The sequence below is a fragment of the Streptomyces atratus genome, from assembly GCF_014648655.1.
Lineage (GTDB): Bacteria > Actinomycetota > Actinomycetes > Streptomycetales > Streptomycetaceae > Streptomyces > Streptomyces atratus.
The window spans coordinates 1-1533 of the sequence record NZ_BMRN01000171.1; the positions used below are offsets into that span (position 1 = coordinate 1).

A 1533-nucleotide genomic window follows, 5' to 3' on the forward strand; every position below is an offset into this window, starting at 1 on the left:
GTCGTCGCCACCGTCGACGGCGGCGCGGCCAACATCGCCGACGTCTACCCGCTCGCCCCCCTCCAGGAAGGCCTCCTCTTCCACCACCTGCTCGCCGACGGCGGGGACGACGCGTACGTCATGCCGACCGTGCTCGAGTTCGACGCCCGCGACAGGCTCGACGCCTTCGCGGACGCGCTCCAGCAGGTCGTGGACCGCCACGACATCTACCGCACCTCCCTCGTGTGGGAAGGCCTGCGCGAGCCGGTCCAGGTCGTGTGGCGCCACGCCACCCTGCCCGTCACCGACGTCACCCTCGACCCCGAGGGCGGCGACCCGACGGAGCAGCTCCTCGCAGCCGGCGGTCTGCGCATGGACCTCGGCGAGGCCCCGCTGATCCGGATGCACGCCGCTCAGATCCCCGGCACCGGCCGCTGGCTGGGCCTGCTGCGGGCGCACCACGTGGTGCGCGACCACACCGCCCTGGAGATCGTCTTCAACGAGGTCCAGGCGATCCTCGCGGGCCGTGGCCGCGAACTGGCGCAGCCGCTGTCGTTCCGCAACTTCGTCGCCCAGACGCGCGGCGCCGTCGAGCGCTCCGAGCACGAGCGCTACTTCGCCGACCTGCTCGGCGACGTCACCGAGCCGACCGCGCCCTTCGGCGTCGCGGACGTGCGCGGCGACGGCGCCGGATCCGTACGCGAAGTGGTCCCGTTCGACACGGAGTTGACCATACGACTCCGGGAGGTCTCCCGGCGCCTCGGCGCCAGCCCCGCGACGGTCATGCACGTCGCGTGGTCCCGGGTGCTCGCGGCGGTCAGCGGCCGCGAGGACGTGGTCTTCGGCACCGTCCTGTTCGGCCGCATGAACGCGGGCGAGGGCGCCGACCAGGTCCCCGGCCCGTACATGAACACGCTGCCCGTGCGCGTCCGCGCGGACGCCTCCGGTGTCCGCGCCGCCGTCTCCGCGATGCGCGGCCAGCTGGCGGAGCTCCTGGAGCACGAGCACGCACCGCTCGTCGTGGCGCAGCGCGCCAGCGGCGTCACCGGTGACACCCCGCTGTTCACCGCCCTGTTCAACTTCCGGCACAACCCGGGCCGCAGCGCCGAGGAGCGCGCGGACAAGCGGCGCCACGAGGGCATGGACGGCATGCGGGCCGTCTTCACGCGGGAGCGCACCAACTTCCCGCTGATGGTCTCGGTCAACGACAACGGCGACCTGTTCACGCTGGCCGTGGACGCGGTCGCGCCGATCGACCCGCGCGTGGTGGGCGAGTTCGTGCGCACGGCGGCCGGGAACCTGGTCTCCGCGCTCGAATCAGCCCTCGACCACGACGAGGACGTGCCGCTCAGCTCCGTCCAGGTCCTGGACGAGACCGGGCTGCGCCAGGTGCTGACCGAGTGGAACGACTCGGCGGTCGAGCTGCCGGGCGACGCCACGGTGGCGGGGCTGTTCGAGGCGCAGGTGGCGCGGACGCCGGGTGCGGTGGCGGTTGTGTCGGGCGGTGCTGAGGTCTCGTACGCCGAACTGGACGCCCGTGCCAACCGGTTGGCC

Annotated in this window: 1 protein-coding gene; it reads left to right on the forward strand. The window is 73.2% G+C overall.

Annotated features, from left to right (window positions below):
* Positions 1-1533: condensation domain-containing protein (locus tag IEZ15_RS43885; RefSeq protein WP_229846608.1), on the forward strand; the 1533-nt coding region annotated here is incomplete at both ends.